Below are 14,130 nucleotides of genomic sequence, written 5' to 3' on the forward strand. Positions count from 1 at the left end.
AGCAGGATTCGGCAGGAGCGGTGCTCAGCGCTGCGCGCGCGAGCTCGCGTAGAGGCACACGGTGGCGGCCGTCGCGAGGTTGAGCGACTCGGCCTTGCCGCGGATGGGCACGCGCACGACGGCGTCCGCGAGCTCGCGGTCCTCCACCGGCAGGCCCCAGGCCTCGTTGCCGAAGACCCAGGCGGTCGACGCCGCCAGGTCGGGGGTGCCGTGCGCGCGCACCCCGTGGCCTGCGGGCCCCGCGACGTCGAGCAGGTCGTCGAGATCGCGGTCTCCGGCGCCGTCGGCGGCGAGCGCCGTCATGCCGGCGGCGTGGACGGCGTCGACGACGTCGGCCAGCGGGACACCCGCGACGACCGGCAGGTGGAACAGCGAGCCGGCGGTCGACCGGACCACCTTGGGGTTGTGCACGTCGACGCTGTCGCCGGCGAGCACGACGAGGTCGGCGCCCGCGGCGTCGGCCGCGCGGATGACGGTGCCGGCGTTCCCGGGGTCGCGCACCGTGGCGAGAACGGCCACGAGCAGCGCGCGGCGCCGTCCCCCGTCCGGGTCGTCGAGCGCGGCGAGCGCTTCCGTGAGCCGGAGGGGCCGCGTGTCGACGACGGCGAGCACTCCCTGGGCGTCGGGGCTCATCGCCTCGAGCACCTCACGGGTGCCGACGTGAACGTACAGCCCGGCGGCGCGGGCCTCCGTGACGATCTCGTCGTACCGCTCCGCCGTCGCCGGCGTCAGGTAGACGTCGCGGACGGCGCCGGGCGCGTAGCGCACCGCCTCGCGCACGCCCTGCGGCCCTTCGACGAGGAACCGGCCGTGCCGCAGACGCGCCGAACGCCCGGACAGCGCCCGCACCTGCTTGACTCGGTCGGCTCGCGGGTTCACGAGCGTCGCGTCAGCGGTGGCGGGGGTTGTCCGGGCGTCCGGGGTGCTCAAAGCAGGTCGCTCTTGGCGGCAGGCTCAGGCGGCCTTGGGCGCGTTGACGTCCTCGGGGAGGGCGGCCTTGGCCACCTCGACGAGGGCGTTGAACGCCGCGATGTCGTTGACCGCGAGCTCGGCGAGCATGCGACGGTCGACCTCGACACCCGCGAGCCCAAGGCCCTGGATGAAGCGGTTGTAGGTGAGTCCCTGGGCGCGAGCCGCAGCGTTGATGCGCTGGATCCACAGCTTGCGGAAGTCGCCCTTCTTGACCTTGCGGTCGCGGTAGGCGTAGACGAGGGAGTGGGTGACCTGCTCCTTCGCCTTGCGGTAGAGGCGCGAGCGCTGGCCGCGGTAACCGCTGGCGCGCTCGAGGGTCGTACGGCGCTTCTTCTGGGCGTTGACCGCCCGCTTCACGCGTGCCACGTGATGCTCCTTGAATTTCGGGGCCGGGAAATGCTCCGCGCGGCTGTCAGCCGCGCAGGGAGGTCACTTGCCGAGCAGCTTCTTGATCTTCTTGACGTCAGCGGGCGCGACGACCTGGTCCTGGGCCAGACGGCGCGTGCGGGTGCTCGGCTTGTGCTCGAACAGGTGGCGGGCGTTCGCCTGCTCGCGCATGACCTTGCCGCTCCCGGTGATCCGGAAGCGCTTCTTGGCGCCGGAGTGCGTCTTGTTCTTCGGCATGACTGCCGTCTCTCCTTGTGTCGGTCACCCGTCAGGATCGGCGGGGACGTGGTGCGGGCGACGGGTTGCCGTCGCCCGGGTTCATCGGTTGCAGCCAGGTCAGCGCGGGCTGCGCGGGCTGGGCTTCGGGGCCGGCTTCGGAACCGCGGGCTTCGGGACGGCCGGCTTGGGCGCAGCCGGCGTCGCGGTGGCAGGCCTGGGAACGGCCGGGCGCGGAGTCGCGGGCGTCGCGGCAGCCGGCCGGGCTGTCGCCGGGCGGGCGGTCGCCGGGCGGGCGGTCGCCGGCCGGCCGGTCGCCGGCCTCGCACCAGCCGAGCGCGGCGCCGGGGAACGCTGCGCGACCGGGGCCTCGGCCGGAGCCTCGACCTCGACGGGCTCCTCGACGGGCTGGGGCCGGGCCTCGACCTCGGCGGTCGCTGCCGCGACGGCCTCCGCGAACGGCACCTCGACCTCGTCGACGGTGTCGACCTCGTCGAGCTCGAGCTCGAGCTCGACCGGCTCCTCCGCCTCGTCAAGCTCCCCGGGGTCGACCGCAGCACGGCGGGCCTCGGACTTGGTGATGCGGGTGGCGTTGACCTCCGAGGCGCGCTTGCGCTGCTCGGCCTTGGCGTCGGCCTTCTTCTTCACCGGGCCGAGCACCATGGTCATGTTGCGACCGTCCTGCTTCGGCATCGACTCGACGCTGCCGAGGTCCGAGACCTCCTCCGCGAGCCGGGTCAGCAGGCGCACGCCCATCTCGGGGCGCGACTGCTCACGCCCGCGGAACATGATCATGACCTTGACCTTGTCGCCGCCCTCGAGGAACCGGACGACGTGACCCTTCTTGGTCTCGTAGTCGTGCGGGTCGATCTTCAGGCGGAACCGGATCTCCTTGAGGACCGTGTTCGCCTGGTTGCGGCGCGCCTCACGGGCCTTCATGTCGGACTCGTACTTGAACTTGCCGTAGTCCATGAGCTTGGCGACCGGCGGACGAGCGTCCGGGGCAACCTCGACGAGGTCGAGGTCCGCGTCCTGGGCGAGCTTCAGGGCGACTGCCGTGGCGACAACGCCGACCTGCTCTCCGCCAGGACCGATGAGCCGGACCTCGGAGACGCGGATCCGGTCGTTGATGCGAGGCTCGCTGATGGTGATGCTCCTAGGAATCGTCGGTGAACCACCAGGAACGAGGAAAGGCCCCCGCCCCTGAGCACCAGGGTGGAGGCCTTCGGTATGCCCGACGACGGAGACGGCGATGCCGTGCCCGCGGACGGGGTGGACGGCAACTACCCCGTCGAGAGGTACCGCCGTCCGACCGGACCCGGCCCCTGTCGGCTCTCGCCAGTCGGAACTCGGGTGGGAGGTTCTCCACTTGATGCACCCGGCCGGGCCTCGTAAGGTCCTGCCGGGTCGGTCAACCGCCAAGGCTAGCACGGGCGGGGCCGGTCGCCGAAGCCGGGCCTCGTGAGGTGGGCGACATCACGCGCCTTTCTGCCATCGGCCGCCACTTATGATCCCCTCATGAGCACCTCTCCCGACGCCGCCGGCCAGGCCGCGCGCGACATCGCCGACGTCTCCGCCGTCGAGGTCATCACCGCCGCCGCCGTCCACCTCATGAGCGCGGCCGCCGTGAAGTGCGGCCTCGCGGAGGACGCCGAGGAGCAGGGTCACCTCGACCTCGACGAGGCCCGCAAGCTCATCACGGCGCTTGCCGCGCTCGTCACTGCCTCGGCCCCCGACGTCGGCAACGTGCACGCCCGCTCGCTGCGCGACGGGCTGCGCACTCTGCAGCTCGCGTTCCGCGAGGCGTCGGTCATTCCCGACGCCCCCGGTGAGGGCCCGGGCGAGAAGTACACCGGCTCCGTCGTCTAGCCACCGGAGGACCCGTGATCGACGAGCGGCCCGGCGCCGCGGCCGACCTCCCCGGGGAGGCTCCGCCGGACGCCCCGGCGCCTGTCACGGACGCGCCCTTCCCCGCCCCCCGGCGGCGGGGTGTCGTCGTCGTGCTGGCAGTGCTGCTCGTCGCCGCCCTCGGGCTGGGCGGGTACCTCTGGTATGCCGCCGACCGCTGGCACGCCGACTCCGACGCCTGGCAGCAGCAGGCCCACGCCCAGGCGCAGCGCGTGATCGAGCTGGAGACCCGGCTCGAGGCGTCGACCGAGGAGCTTTCCTCCGCCCGCGACCAGCTCGCGACCGCTACGGCCCGCATCACCACGCTCGCCGACGAGAAGGCCCAGCTGGGCGACGTGAACGCCGCCGCGCAGCAGTACCTCGACTACCAGAAGCGCGTCAGCGAGGCCGCCGGCGTCGTCGCGCAGGCGCTGGGCCGCTGCACCGCCGGGCAGTCGCAGCTCATCACGTACCTGCGCAGTCCCGACCAGTACGACGCCGCGGACCTCACGCGCTTCGCGAAGGAGGTCGACGCGCTGTGCAAGCAGGCGACCGATGCCAACACAAAGCTCCAGCAGGAGCTCCAGCAATGAGGTGGGCAGGGTGTCGTCCGCTGCGCGCGCTCGGGGTGCTCGCCGTCGCCGGAACGCTCTCCGCGTGCGGCGTCGTGCCGGACTTCCCGGGGCTGCCCTCGGCCGCGCCCTCCGACGTGGTCGCGAGCGACCTCGTGCCGACCGCGCCCGAAGCAATCGCCCCCACGATCGCGCCGTCCGACGCCGCGGCCCTGTCCCCCGACGGGTTCGACGCGGTCCAGCGCATGGCCGTGCGGATCCGCAACGTGGGCTGCGGGAAGGTCTCGACCGGGTCGGGCTTCGCAATCGACCAGCACACGCTCATCACCAACCGCCACGTCGTCGCCGACGCCGCGTCGCTCCAGGTCAGCACCTACGACGGCCGGGATCTCGAGGTCGCGACGGCAAGTACGGCCGGCCTGGCCGACCTCGCCGTCGTGCACACCGACGACTCGCTGCCGTCGGCGCCCCTGCTCAGCGACGCCGACCCCGTCGCGGGCGAGCAGGTGTCCGTCGTCGGGTATCCCGAGGGCGGCGCGCTGACGGTCACCGAAGGCAAGGTCATCGGGCCCACGAGCGACCCGCTCAACGAGAACCTCGGGCAGGTGCTGCTCACCGACGCGCCCGTGGAGCCGGGCTCGTCGGGCTCCGCCGCGCTCGACGAGTCGGGGCACGTCGTCGGCGTCGTGTACGCCAAGACCAACGACGGGCGGTCGCTGCTCGTGCCCGTCTCGACGCTGCGCACGCTGCTCGCCGACACGAGCGCCTTCACGACGGTCAAGCCCTGCTCGTGACCGCGCGCCGCTGGATCCCGGGGCGCCGTCCGCAGACGGCTACCGCGCCGCGGCGATCCGCAGCTCGAGCGAGTCCACCCGTTCGGCGACGACGTCGGAGGCGCCCAGGCGGGCGTTGACCTGGCGCAGCACGGAGTCCAGCCCCGCCCGGTCGAGGCCCGCGTCGATGCCGAGCACCACGGCGACCTCGGCCGTCCGGCCCGGCTGCGCGCCGACCCGCACCACGTGCTGGACCGGCTCGGCGGCGAGCCGCACCGCGGCGAGCACCTCGTCGTCGACGGTGAGGCCGTCTGCCGTCGGCACCAGTGCGGGCATCCACTCCTTGCCCTGGGCCAGCGCCCACACCGCGGGCCGCGGCACGGTCACCGTGACGGGCCCGGCGGGGTCGATGACGAGCAGGGCCCAGTCCTCGCCCACCGCGGACAGCGCGGCGCGCGGAGCCTCGACCGGGACCGGCCGGGCCGTCGTCCGCCACGCCCGCATCGCCTCCACGCTCGTGAAGACCGGCAGGGCACGACGCCCGTCGGGGGCCTGCAGCGCGACGACGCCCGAGGACGCCTCCTTGTCCACGTGCAGCTCCTGGCCGTCGACCTCGACGGTCTCGGCGACCTCGAGCTCGGCGAGCACCGGCACGAGCACGCGCGTGACCGCGAGCCGGGCGACGACCTCGCGCAGCGTGACCTTCCCCGTGGCGTGACCGGCGAGCAGCTCGGCGAGCTCGGCGTCGGCGGAGCCGTCGTCGCCCGCGAACTGCGACGTCGGCTGGATGGAGCGGAGGTGGCCCGGCAGGGCCTTGCCCGCGCCCGCGCCCGCTGCCTCGGTCACGGCCGGCCCGCGACGTCGAGCGCCTCGGGCAGCGTGAACGCGCCCGCGTACAAGGCCTTGCCGACGACGGCGCCCTCGACGCCGCCGGGCACCAGCTCGCGCAGGGCTCGCAGGTCGTCGAGCGACGAGATGCCGCCCGACGCGACCACGGCCGCATCGGTGCGCGACGCGACCTCGCGGAGCAGCTCGACGTTCGGGCCGCGCAGCGTGCCGTCCTTCGTGACGTCCGTGACCACGTAGCGGGAGCAGCCGGCCTCGTCGAGGCGGGCCAGGACCTCCCAGAGGTCGCCGCCCTCCTTGGTCCAGCCGCGCGCGGCGAGCGTCGTGCCGCGCACGTCCAGGCCGACGGCGACCTGGTCGCCATAGCGGTCGATCACACGGGCGGTCCACTCCGGGTCCTCGAGCGCGGCGGTGCCGATGTTGACGCGGCGGGCGCCCGTGGCGAGCGCGCGCTCGAGCGAGGCGTCGTCGCGGATGCCGCCCGACAGCTCGACATGCACGTCGAGGCGAGCCACGACGTCGGCCAGCAGCTCGGCGTTCGAGCCGCGGCCGAACGCCGCGTCGAGGTCCACGAGGTGGATCCACTCGGCGCCGCCGGACTGCCAGTCGAGGGCGGCCGCGAGCGGGTCGCCGTAGGACGTCTCGGAGCCGGCCTCGCCCTGGACGAGGCGGACGGCCTGGCCGTCGGCGACGTCGACGGCGGGCAGGAGCACGAGGCGGTCGGTCATGGTTCTCCGTTCGGAAGGTTTCTCTACAGGGCCTTGACCCAGTTCTCGAGCAGGGTCGCCCCCGCGTCGCCCGACTTCTCGGGGTGGAACTGGGTGGCGGCGAGCGGGCCGTCCTCGACGGCCGCGACGAAACGTGCGCCGTGCTCCGGCGTGCCGTGGTGGGCCCACGTCACGAGCGGTGGCGTGAAGTGCGGGTTGGCGGAGCCGTCGTGGCCCTGCGTGAAGGTCTGCGCGGCGTACGAGTGCACGAAGTAGAAGCGCTCGTGCTCGACGCCGGCGAACAGGCGCGTGCCGGCCGCCGCCTCGACGGGGGACCAGCCCATGTGCGGGACGACGGGTGCGTCGAGGCGCTCGACGACGCCCCGCCACTCCCCCAGGCCGTCCGTCTCGACTCCGTGCTCGACGCCCTGTTCGAACATGACCTGCATGCCGACGCAGATGCCCAGCACCGGGCGCCCGCCGGCGAGCCGGCGCTCGACCACCTGGTCGCCACGGACGGCGCGGAGCCCCGCCATGCAGGCGGCGAACGCACCCACGCCGGGCACCACGAGGCCGTCGGCGGCCAGCGCCGCGTCGCGGTCGGCGGTGAGCTCGACCTCGGCGCCGACGCGCTCGAGCGCGCGGACGGCGGAGCGCACGTTGCCGAAGCCGTAGTCGAGCACGACGACGCTGGGCCGGCCGCCGTCCCCGCCGCGGGCGGGCGCGGGGTGGGCGTTGAGCTCGGCGGACGCGCCGCCGTCGGGCAGCAGGGGCGGGACGCTCACTTGTTCTTCTTGGCCTTCCGCGCGATGCCGGTCAGCATGCGCATGGCCTTGAACCGGCCGATCCGCGCCGAGGCGACGCCGCCGGGCAGGTCGGCGACGGCGAGCTGGCCCGTGAGCAGGTCCTCGAGCGCCTCGGGCGCTCCCGACAGCACGAGGCCCGGGGGCACGTTCCCCTCGGCCTGCCCGTCCTGGTAGCGCACGGCGGTGAGCTGGCCCTCGGTGCGCGTGACGAGCACGAGCGGCACCCCCGCGACGAGCTGCGAGATCGCCGCGGCGGCCCGCTCGGGCGCGTCGCCGGCCGGCGCACGCAGGACGGCGAGGGCGCCGACCGGCGTCGGCACGGCGTCGACGTCGAGCTCGGCGAGCGCGCACGCGGCCGCGAGCGCCTCGGCGTCGGCCACCTGGGTCAGCAGGACGGCGAGCTCACGCTCCCGCGGTGCGGTGAGCTCGGACAGGTCGTCCGGGATCTCGAAGTCCTCGGGCAGGTCGTCGGGCAGGTCCTGGCTCACAGCGCTCCCTTGGTGGACGGGATGCCCTCGACGCGCGGGTCGAGAGCGACGGCGGCGCGCAGAGCGCGCGCGAGGGCCTTGAACTGGGCCTCGACGATGTGGTGCGGGTCGCGGCCGGCGAGCACGCGCACGTGCAGGCAGATGCCCGCGTGGTGCGCGATCGACTCGAGGACGTGACGGGTCAGCGACCCGGTGAAGTGCCCGCCGATGAGGTGGTACTCCTGGCCCGCGGGCTCGCCCTCGTGGACGAGGTACGGGCGGCCCGAGACGTCGACGACGGCGAGGGCGAGGGCCTCGTCGAGCGGGACGGTCGCGTCGCCGAAGCGGGCGATGCCCTGCTTGTCGCCGAGCGCCTGCCGGAGCGCCTGCCCGAGGACGATCGCGGTGTCCTCGACCGTGTGGTGGGCGTCGATGTGGGTGTCGCCCGTGGCCTTGACCGTGAGGTCGAAGAGCGAGTGCTTGCCGAGCGCGGTGAGCATGTGGTCGTAGAACGGCACCGACGTCGAGATGTCGGTGCGGCCGGTGCCGTCGAGGTCGAGCTCGACGACGACGCTGGACTCGCTGGTGGACCGCTCGATCCGGGCGGTACGGGTGCCCATCAGGCCTCCTGCTCGTTGGTGACGTCGGTGATCACGTCAGTGAGGGCGTCCTTGAAGCGCGCAGTCTCGCCGGGAGTACCGACAGAGACCCGCAGCCACCCGGCGGGGCCGACCTCGCGGATCAGCACCCCGCGGTCCAGCAGGCCCCGCCAGACGGCGTGGCGGTCGGCGAACGTGCCGAAGAGGACGAAGTTGGCGTCGGTGTCGGCGACGAGGAGCGGCTTCCCGGAGGGGCCGGTCTGGCCGCGCAGCCAGTCGACGAGCGCGTCGCGCTCGGCACGCAGCGCGTCGACCTGCGCGAGGAGCGACTCGGTGTGCTTGAGCGCGGCCCGCGCTGCCGCTTGCGTGACGGCCGACAGGTGGTACGGCAGGCGCACGACGCGCAGCGCGTCGACGAGCGCGGTGCTCGCGGCGAGGTAGCCGAGGCGCAGGCCCGCGGCGGCGAACGCCTTGGACATGGTGCGCGAGACGGCGAGATTAGGGCGGTCGGCGAGCAGCTCCAGCGCCGACGGCGTCCCGGCGCGCCGGAACTCGGCGTACGCCTCGTCGACGACCACGACGGCACCGGCGCCGTCGGGCGCGCCGGGGACGCGCACCCGCGCGGCGGCGTCGAGCACCGCCTCGACCACCTCGAGCGGGAGCGCGGTGCCGGTCGGGTTGTTGGGGCTGGTCAGCAGGATGACGGAGGGCTGCTCGCGCTCGATGAGCTCGACGGCGTGGGCCGGGTCGAGCGTGAAGTCCTCGTTCCGGCGGCCGGCGACCCAGCGCGTGTGCGTGTCGCGCGCGTACTCGGGATACATCGAGTAGGTGGGGGCGAACGAGAGCGCGGTGCGGCCGGGGCCGCCGAAGGCCTGCAGCAGGTGCAGCATGACCTCGTTGGAGCCGTTGGCGGCCCAGATCTGCTCCACGGCCAGCGAGACGCCCGACTCGCGGTGCAGAAAGGCGGCCAGGTCGCCGCGGAGGCCGAGGAAGTCGCGGTCCGGGTAGCGGTTGAGGCCGCGCGCGGCGGCCGCGACATCGGCTGCGATCGTCGCGACGACCTCGTCGGAGGGCGCGTACGGGTTCTCGTTGACGTTGAGAAGCACCGGGACGTCGAGCTGGGGCGCTCCGTAGGGCACCTCGCCGGCGAGCTCGGGCCGCAGGGGAAGCGCGGTGGCCGGAGCGGTGGGGGTCGTCACCCGGTCAGTCTACGGAAGCCGAGAGCGGGGCCGGACGGCATTTCACCGCGTGAACGACGCCGGCCCCGGACGGGCCGTGCTCCACCCCCGCTCAGCCCGCGAGGACGACGGCGTCACCCTGGATCTCGACGGGGATCTCCGCCAGCGGGGACGGTGCCGGGCCGCCGAGCACCGCGCCGTCGGCCAGCGCGAACCGCGAGCCGTGGCAGGGGCAGTCGAGCTCGCCGTCCGCGGGGGCGACCTTGCAGCCGGCGTGCGGGCAGATCGAGCTGAACAGGTGGACCTCGCGCTCGGCGGGGCGCGTCAGCAGCAGGGCGTGCCCGTCCAGGTCGACGGCGGTGGCGGCACCGACCTTGACGTCCGCGAGCGCCGCGACGCGGGTTCCCTTGCCGCGCGCCGCGACCTCGGAGGCGTCGTCCTGCGGGGTGGCGCGGGGCTCGACGCAGGCGGTGAGCAGGCAGGCACCCGTCACCGTCGCGCCGGCGACGCCGAGGAGCTGACGGCGGGAGAGGTCGGGCGCGGTCATGGGGCCATCCTGGTGAAGGGGCGCGCGCGGGGCCACGCGGTGGCTTCCCGGATGCCGACGTCGCCCATGGCCGTGACGGTAGCGGGGCTACCGCTCGGACGCGCGCCGGTGCGCCTCCTCGTGGAGGTCGCGGGCGAGCCGCTGCGCCGCCCGGTCGTTCTCGAGGCGGCGCGCCCAGGCGTTGCGCTTGCGTCCCACCGTGAGCTGCCACCAGATGAGCAGCACGGGGACGATCGCGATGACCCACGGGTGGGCGCCGATGAAGTCGAGGGCGGTCCAGAGCACATCCTGCATGGGCGCGAACCTACTGGTCGGGGCGCCTTTCTGCGCGCGGCGCCCCGCGGGTGGGCTCCCGCCGTCGCGTCGTCCACAGACGGCGCGCCCCGGGCACCGCGGCGTGGGTCTCGGCGCCTACGATCGCCAGGTGACCGATTCCCCGCAGGACGACGGCTCGACCCTCGACCCGGCCAAGCGTGCGACGCTCGCGATGCTGCGCGGGCTCATCGACAACGTCGGAGCGGACGGCGAGCACGGGCCGAGCACGCTGCGCGACCAGGCCGAGTCGGCCCTGCGGGCCCTCGTCGGCCGCGAGGACGCGGCGCTGCGCGAGGACCAGTGGCGCGCCATCGAGGCGCTTGTCGCGTTCCGCCGGCGGGCGCTCGTGGTGCAGCGCACCGGGTGGGGCAAGTCGGCCGTGTACTTCGTCGCGACGTCGCTGCTCCGGGCCCGTGGCGCGGGACCGACGGTCATCGTCTCGCCTCTGCTGGCGCTGATGCGCGACCAGATCGCCGCCGCCGCGCGGGCCGGGATCCGGGCCGTGACCATCAACTCGGCGAACGTGACCGAGTGGGACGAGGTGCACGCCGCGATCGCCCGCGGCGAGGTCGACGTGCTGCTGTGCTCGCCCGAGCGGCTCAACAACCCCGGCTTCCGCGACGAGGTGCTGCCGCGGCTCGCCACCGACGCCGGTCTGGTCGTGATCGACGAGGCGCACTGCATCTCCGACTGGGGCCACGACTTCCGGCCCGACTACCGCCGCATCCGGACGCTGCTCGCCGACCTGCCGCCCGGCATCCCCGTGCTCGCGACGACGGCGACGGCCAACGAGCGCGTGACGCGCGACGTGGCCGAGCAGCTCGCCGTCCATGCCGACGGGACGCCCGCGACCGACGTCCTCGTGCTGCGCGGCGGCCTCGACCGCGAGTCGCTGCACCTGGCCGTGCTCGAGCTGCCCGACCAGCCGACGCGCGTCGCCTGGCTAGCGGAGACGCTTCAGGACGTCGAGGGCTCGGGCATCGTCTACTGCCTCACGGTCTCGGCGGCCGAGCAGGTGGCCGAGCAGCTCCGGAGCGCCGGGCTCGCCGTCTACGCCTACACCGGCCGCACCGACCCGACGCAGCGCGAGGCGCTCGAGGAGGACCTCAAGGAGAACCGGGTCAAGGCGCTGGTCGCCACCAGCGCCCTCGGGATGGGCTTCGACAAGCCCGACCTGGCGTTCGTGGTGCACCTCGGCGCGCCGGCGTCGCCGATCGCGTACTACCAGCAGGTCGGCCGCGCGGGCCGCGGCGTCGACTCGGCGGTGGTGGTGCTGCTGCCCGGGCAGGAGGACCACGCGATCTGGGACTGGTTCGGGTCCCAGGCGTTCCCGGCCGAGGGACAGGTGCGGGCGACGCTCGCGGCGCTGTCCGCCTCCGAGGGCCAGCTCTCGACGGCGGCCCTCGAGCCGCTCGTGGACCTCAAGCGCTCTCGCCTCGAGACGATGCTCAAGGTGCTCGACGTCGACGGGGCCGTCCGTCGCGTCCAGGGCGGCTGGGTCGCGACGGGCCAGCCGTGGGCGTACGACGCCGAGCGGTACGCGCGTGTGACCGCGACGCGCGAGGCGGAGCAGCAGGCGATGCTCGACTACGTGCGGACGCCCGCCTGCCGCATGGCGTTCCTGCGCCGCCAGCTCGACGATCCCGAGCTCGCCGGGCCGGAGGGCGAGTCCTGGCGGTGCGGTCGGTGCGACCGTTGCGGCGGCGTCGACCTGCCCGCCACCCCGGACGCGGAGGCCGTGGCGGCGGCCCGGCACGAGATGGACCGGCCGGGGGCCGAGGTCGAGCCGCGCAAGATGTGGCCGTCGGGGCTCGCCTCGCTGGGCCTCGACCTGCGTGGCAAGCTCGGCGCGGACGAGCTCGCCGAGCCGGGGCGCGCGGTCGCGCGGCTCGACGGGCTCGGCTGGTCGGGGCCGCTGCGCGACCTGTTCGCGCCCACGACGCCCGACGGCGAGCTGCCCGTGCCGCTGCGGCGCGCGGCAGCGCGGGTGCTCGACGAGTGGGACGCGATCCGGGCCTCGGCTGACGCCACAGGTGCGCCGGGCGAGCCGTCCGACGGCGGCTCGGGACCCGCGGACGGCCCCGAGCGTGGTCGGCTGCTGATCGAGGGCGTGGTCGCCGTCCGCTCGGTCACGCGTCCCCAGCTCACGTTCCACCTCGCGGACGGCCTGGCCCGCTACCTCGGCGTCCCGCTCATCGGCGCGGTCGGGCCCGCGCCCGGGCTCGAGGAGCCCGGGCGGCACGACGTGAACTCGGCCATGCGGCTCGCCGGCGTCGCCAGACGGCTCGAGCTCGAGCTCTCCGAGCCGGCTTTGCGCGGGCTGCCGGGCCGGTCGGTGCTCCTGGTCGACGACTGGACGGACTCGGGCTGGACGCTCACCGTCGGGGCGCGCCTGCTGCGGCAGGCTGGGGCAGCACGCGTGCTCCCGTTCGTCCTGGGGATCCGGTGACCCGGCGCGCGCGGCCGCGCGCGGCCGGGGCGGACCGGCCTCGTGAGGCCGAACGGTCCGACGGGCGGCCCGAGACAGGCCGGCCGCGGCGCAGGCTCCGGGTCGCCGTGGCGGTGCTCGCCGTGGTTCTCGTCCTGGCGACCGGCGGCCTGTTCGTGACCCGCGCGGCGCAGGCGAGCCTGGCCTACCACCCGCCCCGGACCTCCCTGCCGCCGGCTGCCGAGGTCCTGCCAGGCGCCGAAGACGTCACGCTCACGACGCGAGACGGGCTCGAGCTCACCTCGTGGTTCCTAGCTCCCGCCCAGGGCGCGCCGGCTCGTGACCAGGCGGTGCTCTTCGCCCAGGGGAACGGCGGCGACATCTCGGGACGCGCGCGGCTCGGCACGGAGCTCGCCGAGCGCGGCTTCGCGGTGCTGCTCCTGGGATACCGCGGGTTCGCGGGCAACCCGGGCAGGCCGTCGGAGGCCGGACTCGTCCTCGACGCCCGCGCCGGGCAGGAGCTGCTGGCGGAACGTGGCTTCCCGGCCGACCGGACGATCTACCTCGGCGAGTCGATCGGGACGGGAGTCGTGACCGGGCTCGCGACGCAGGTCCCGCCCGCGGGCCTGGTGCTGCGGTCGCCCTTCACGTCGTTCGAGGACGTCGCCCGCCACCTGTTCCCGCTGCCGCGCCCGGTCCTGCGCTTTGTCCTCGACCGCAACGTCTACCCGGTCGCGGAGCAGGTCGCGGCGATGGACGTGCCGGTCACGGTGCTGCAGGGCTCCGCGGACGAGCTGGTGCCGCCCGCGCAGAGCGACGCCGTCGCCGCCGCCGCACACCGGCTCGTCGAGCACATGGTGATCGCGCGTGCGCGGCACAACGACGGCGTGTGGCTCGGGCCCACGGTCGCAGACGCCGTCGCCCGCCTGGCGGACAAGGTCGCGGCGGACTGACCGGACGACCGGACGGTCAGAACCCCTTCGCGTACCAGTGCTGCGCGAACTGCTCCTGTGTGAACGGCTCGACCTCGCGGTAGCCCAGCCCCTCGTACATCGATCGCGCCGTGGCAAGGCTCTGGTTCGTCGAGAGCCGGACCATGGTGCACCCGTGGTCTCGCGCGCACTCCTCGAGCGCCGTGATCAGCTGCCGCCCGATGCCGCGGCCGCGCTGGGCCGGGTCCACCCAGACCCTCTTGAGCTCGGCCGTCGCGTCGTCGACCCAGGTGACCGCGCCGCAGCCCGCCACGTCCCCGGCGCCGTCGACGGCGAGGAGGAAGACCCCGTGCGGCGCGCGGTAGCCGGCGACGGGTCGGGGCTTGAACGGGTCGAAGTCCGGCCCGAACCCCGGTGCGATCTCCACGAAGTAGGCGCCGAGCGCGGCGGCGGCGCTTGGCGCCTCCGGGTCGACGGTCACGATGTCGTACACCTGCG

Annotated in this window: 18 protein-coding genes; 5 read left to right on the top strand and 13 right to left on the bottom strand. The window is 74.4% G+C overall.

The window, feature by feature from the left end; translation table 11 throughout:
* Positions 1 to 24 precede the first annotated feature (24 nt).
* The 4 genes from ACO4JP_RS12715 to infC all read right to left on the bottom strand — a co-directional run bounded on the left by ACO4JP_RS12715 (position 25) and on the right by infC (position 2,739).
* Entirely contained in the window at positions 25 to 879 is an 855-nt protein-coding gene (locus tag ACO4JP_RS12715) for a TrmH family RNA methyltransferase (RefSeq protein WP_425954218.1), read from the bottom strand.
* Positions 880 to 954: 75 nt separating this feature from the next.
* Entirely contained in the window at positions 955 to 1,338 is a 384-nt protein-coding gene (rplT, locus tag ACO4JP_RS12720) for a 50S ribosomal protein L20 (RefSeq protein ID WP_129202424.1), read from the bottom strand.
* A 63-nt stretch (positions 1,339 to 1,401) separates the two neighbouring features.
* Positions 1,402 to 1,596, bottom strand: coding sequence for a 50S ribosomal protein L35 (gene rpmI, locus ACO4JP_RS12725; protein ID WP_111249828.1), 195 nt, complete (start codon positions 1,594 to 1,596; stop codon positions 1,402 to 1,404).
* Positions 1,597 to 1,695: 99 nt separating this feature from the next.
* Positions 1,696 to 2,739 (bottom strand): translation initiation factor IF-3, encoded by a 1,044-nt coding sequence (gene infC / locus ACO4JP_RS12730; RefSeq protein ID WP_425957108.1) that lies wholly within the window; start codon positions 2,737 to 2,739, stop codon positions 1,696 to 1,698.
* 354 nt (positions 2,740 to 3,093) lie between these two features.
* Between infC and ACO4JP_RS12735 the strand changes: the two genes are divergently transcribed.
* The 3 genes from ACO4JP_RS12735 to ACO4JP_RS12745 are packed head-to-tail and all read left to right on the top strand — an operon-like array spanning position 3,094 to position 4,828.
* A complete protein-coding gene (locus ACO4JP_RS12735) occupies positions 3,094 to 3,444 on the top strand; it encodes a DUF1844 domain-containing protein (protein ID WP_425954221.1) in 351 nt (116 codons plus the stop codon).
* 14 nt (positions 3,445 to 3,458) lie between these two features.
* Complete coding sequence (locus ACO4JP_RS12740) at positions 3,459 to 4,055, top strand: hypothetical protein (RefSeq protein ID WP_425954223.1); 597 nt, start codon at positions 3,459 to 3,461, stop codon at positions 4,053 to 4,055.
* Positions 4,052 to 4,828, top strand: coding sequence for a S1C family serine protease (locus ACO4JP_RS12745; protein ID WP_425954225.1), 777 nt, complete (start codon positions 4,052 to 4,054; stop codon positions 4,826 to 4,828). The genes ACO4JP_RS12740 and ACO4JP_RS12745 overlap by 4 nt, the downstream gene beginning before the upstream one ends.
* Positions 4,829 to 4,867: 39 nt before the next feature.
* On the opposite strand, the gene ACO4JP_RS12750 is transcribed toward ACO4JP_RS12745, so the two are convergent.
* From ACO4JP_RS12750 to ACO4JP_RS12785, 8 genes are all read right to left on the bottom strand, one after another.
* Positions 4,868 to 5,653, bottom strand: coding sequence for an SseB family protein (locus ACO4JP_RS12750; RefSeq protein ID WP_425954227.1), 786 nt, complete (start codon positions 5,651 to 5,653; stop codon positions 4,868 to 4,870).
* A complete protein-coding gene (priA, locus tag ACO4JP_RS12755) occupies positions 5,650 to 6,381 on the bottom strand; it encodes a bifunctional 1-(5-phosphoribosyl)-5-((5-phosphoribosylamino)methylideneamino)imidazole-4-carboxamide isomerase/phosphoribosylanthranilate isomerase PriA (RefSeq protein ID WP_425954229.1) in 732 nt (243 codons plus the stop codon). Before priA ends, ACO4JP_RS12750 begins: the two co-directional genes overlap by 4 nt.
* Before the next feature lie 23 nt (positions 6,382 to 6,404).
* A complete protein-coding gene (gene hisH, locus ACO4JP_RS12760) occupies positions 6,405 to 7,145 on the bottom strand; it encodes an imidazole glycerol phosphate synthase subunit HisH (RefSeq protein ID WP_425954231.1) in 741 nt (246 codons plus the stop codon).
* Complete coding sequence (locus ACO4JP_RS12765) at positions 7,142 to 7,654, bottom strand: hypothetical protein (protein ID WP_425954233.1); 513 nt, start codon at positions 7,652 to 7,654, stop codon at positions 7,142 to 7,144. The genes hisH and ACO4JP_RS12765 overlap by 4 nt, the downstream gene beginning before the upstream one ends.
* A complete protein-coding gene (hisB, locus tag ACO4JP_RS12770) occupies positions 7,651 to 8,253 on the bottom strand; it encodes an imidazoleglycerol-phosphate dehydratase HisB (protein ID WP_425954235.1) in 603 nt (200 codons plus the stop codon). The genes ACO4JP_RS12765 and hisB overlap by 4 nt, the downstream gene beginning before the upstream one ends.
* On the bottom strand, positions 8,253 to 9,431 hold the full coding sequence (locus tag ACO4JP_RS12775) for a histidinol-phosphate transaminase (RefSeq protein ID WP_425954237.1): 1,179 nt from the start codon (positions 9,429 to 9,431) through the stop codon (positions 8,253 to 8,255). Before ACO4JP_RS12775 ends, hisB begins: the two co-directional genes overlap by 1 nt.
* A 91-nt stretch (positions 9,432 to 9,522) precedes the next feature.
* Positions 9,523 to 9,957 carry a ubiquinol-cytochrome c reductase iron-sulfur subunit gene (locus ACO4JP_RS12780; RefSeq protein ID WP_425954239.1) on the bottom strand — a complete coding sequence of 145 codons (435 nt, stop codon included), beginning with the start codon at positions 9,955 to 9,957 and terminating at the stop codon, positions 9,523 to 9,525.
* A gap of 87 nt (positions 9,958 to 10,044) precedes the next feature.
* Positions 10,045 to 10,251 (bottom strand): hypothetical protein, encoded by a 207-nt coding sequence (locus ACO4JP_RS12785; RefSeq protein WP_425954241.1) that lies wholly within the window; start codon positions 10,249 to 10,251, stop codon positions 10,045 to 10,047.
* A gap of 193 nt (positions 10,252 to 10,444) precedes the next feature.
* Between ACO4JP_RS12785 and ACO4JP_RS12790 the strand changes: the two genes are divergently transcribed.
* Both ACO4JP_RS12790 and ACO4JP_RS12795 read left to right on the top strand, forming a co-directional pair.
* A complete protein-coding gene (locus ACO4JP_RS12790; protein WP_425957109.1) occupies positions 10,445 to 12,721 on the top strand; it encodes a RecQ family ATP-dependent DNA helicase in 2,277 nt (758 codons plus the stop codon).
* Between the two features lie 107 nt (positions 12,722 to 12,828).
* Positions 12,829 to 13,653 carry an alpha/beta hydrolase gene (locus ACO4JP_RS12795; protein WP_425954243.1) on the top strand — a complete coding sequence of 275 codons (825 nt, stop codon included), beginning with the start codon at positions 12,829 to 12,831 and terminating at the stop codon, positions 13,651 to 13,653.
* A gap of 16 nt (positions 13,654 to 13,669) precedes the next feature.
* Here ACO4JP_RS12795 and ACO4JP_RS12800 read toward each other — a convergent pair whose 3' ends face one another.
* A complete protein-coding gene (locus ACO4JP_RS12800) occupies positions 13,670 to 14,125 on the bottom strand; it encodes a GNAT family N-acetyltransferase (protein ID WP_425954245.1) in 456 nt (151 codons plus the stop codon).
* Positions 14,126 to 14,130: the final 5 nt, after the last annotated feature.

This window comes from Xylanimonas sp. McL0601 (genome assembly GCF_049852175.1).
In the GTDB taxonomy this organism is placed as follows: domain Bacteria; phylum Actinomycetota; class Actinomycetes; order Actinomycetales; family Cellulomonadaceae; genus Xylanimonas.

Excerpts from the sequence above, each read along its gene's own strand:
- ACO4JP_RS12780 (WP_425954239.1), bottom strand. The coding sequence starts at position 9,957 with ATGACCGCGCCCGACCTCTCCCGCCGTCAGCTCCTCGGCGTCGCCGGC.
- ACO4JP_RS12745 (WP_425954225.1), top strand. The coding sequence starts at position 4,052 with ATGAGGTGGGCAGGGTGTCGTCCGCTGCGCGCGCTCGGGGTGCTCGCC.
- hisB (WP_425954235.1), bottom strand. The coding sequence starts at position 8,253 with ATGGGCACCCGTACCGCCCGGATCGAGCGGTCCACCAGCGAGTCCAGC.
- ACO4JP_RS12790 (WP_425957109.1), top strand. The coding sequence starts at position 10,445 with ATGCTGCGCGGGCTCATCGACAACGTCGGAGCGGACGGCGAGCACGGG.
- ACO4JP_RS12735 (WP_425954221.1), top strand. The coding sequence starts at position 3,094 with ATGAGCACCTCTCCCGACGCCGCCGGCCAGGCCGCGCGCGACATCGCC.
- ACO4JP_RS12785 (WP_425954241.1), bottom strand. The coding sequence starts at position 10,251 with ATGCAGGATGTGCTCTGGACCGCCCTCGACTTCATCGGCGCCCACCCG.
- rpmI (WP_111249828.1), bottom strand. The coding sequence starts at position 1,596 with ATGCCGAAGAACAAGACGCACTCCGGCGCCAAGAAGCGCTTCCGGATC.
- priA (WP_425954229.1), bottom strand. The coding sequence starts at position 6,381 with ATGACCGACCGCCTCGTGCTCCTGCCCGCCGTCGACGTCGCCGACGGC.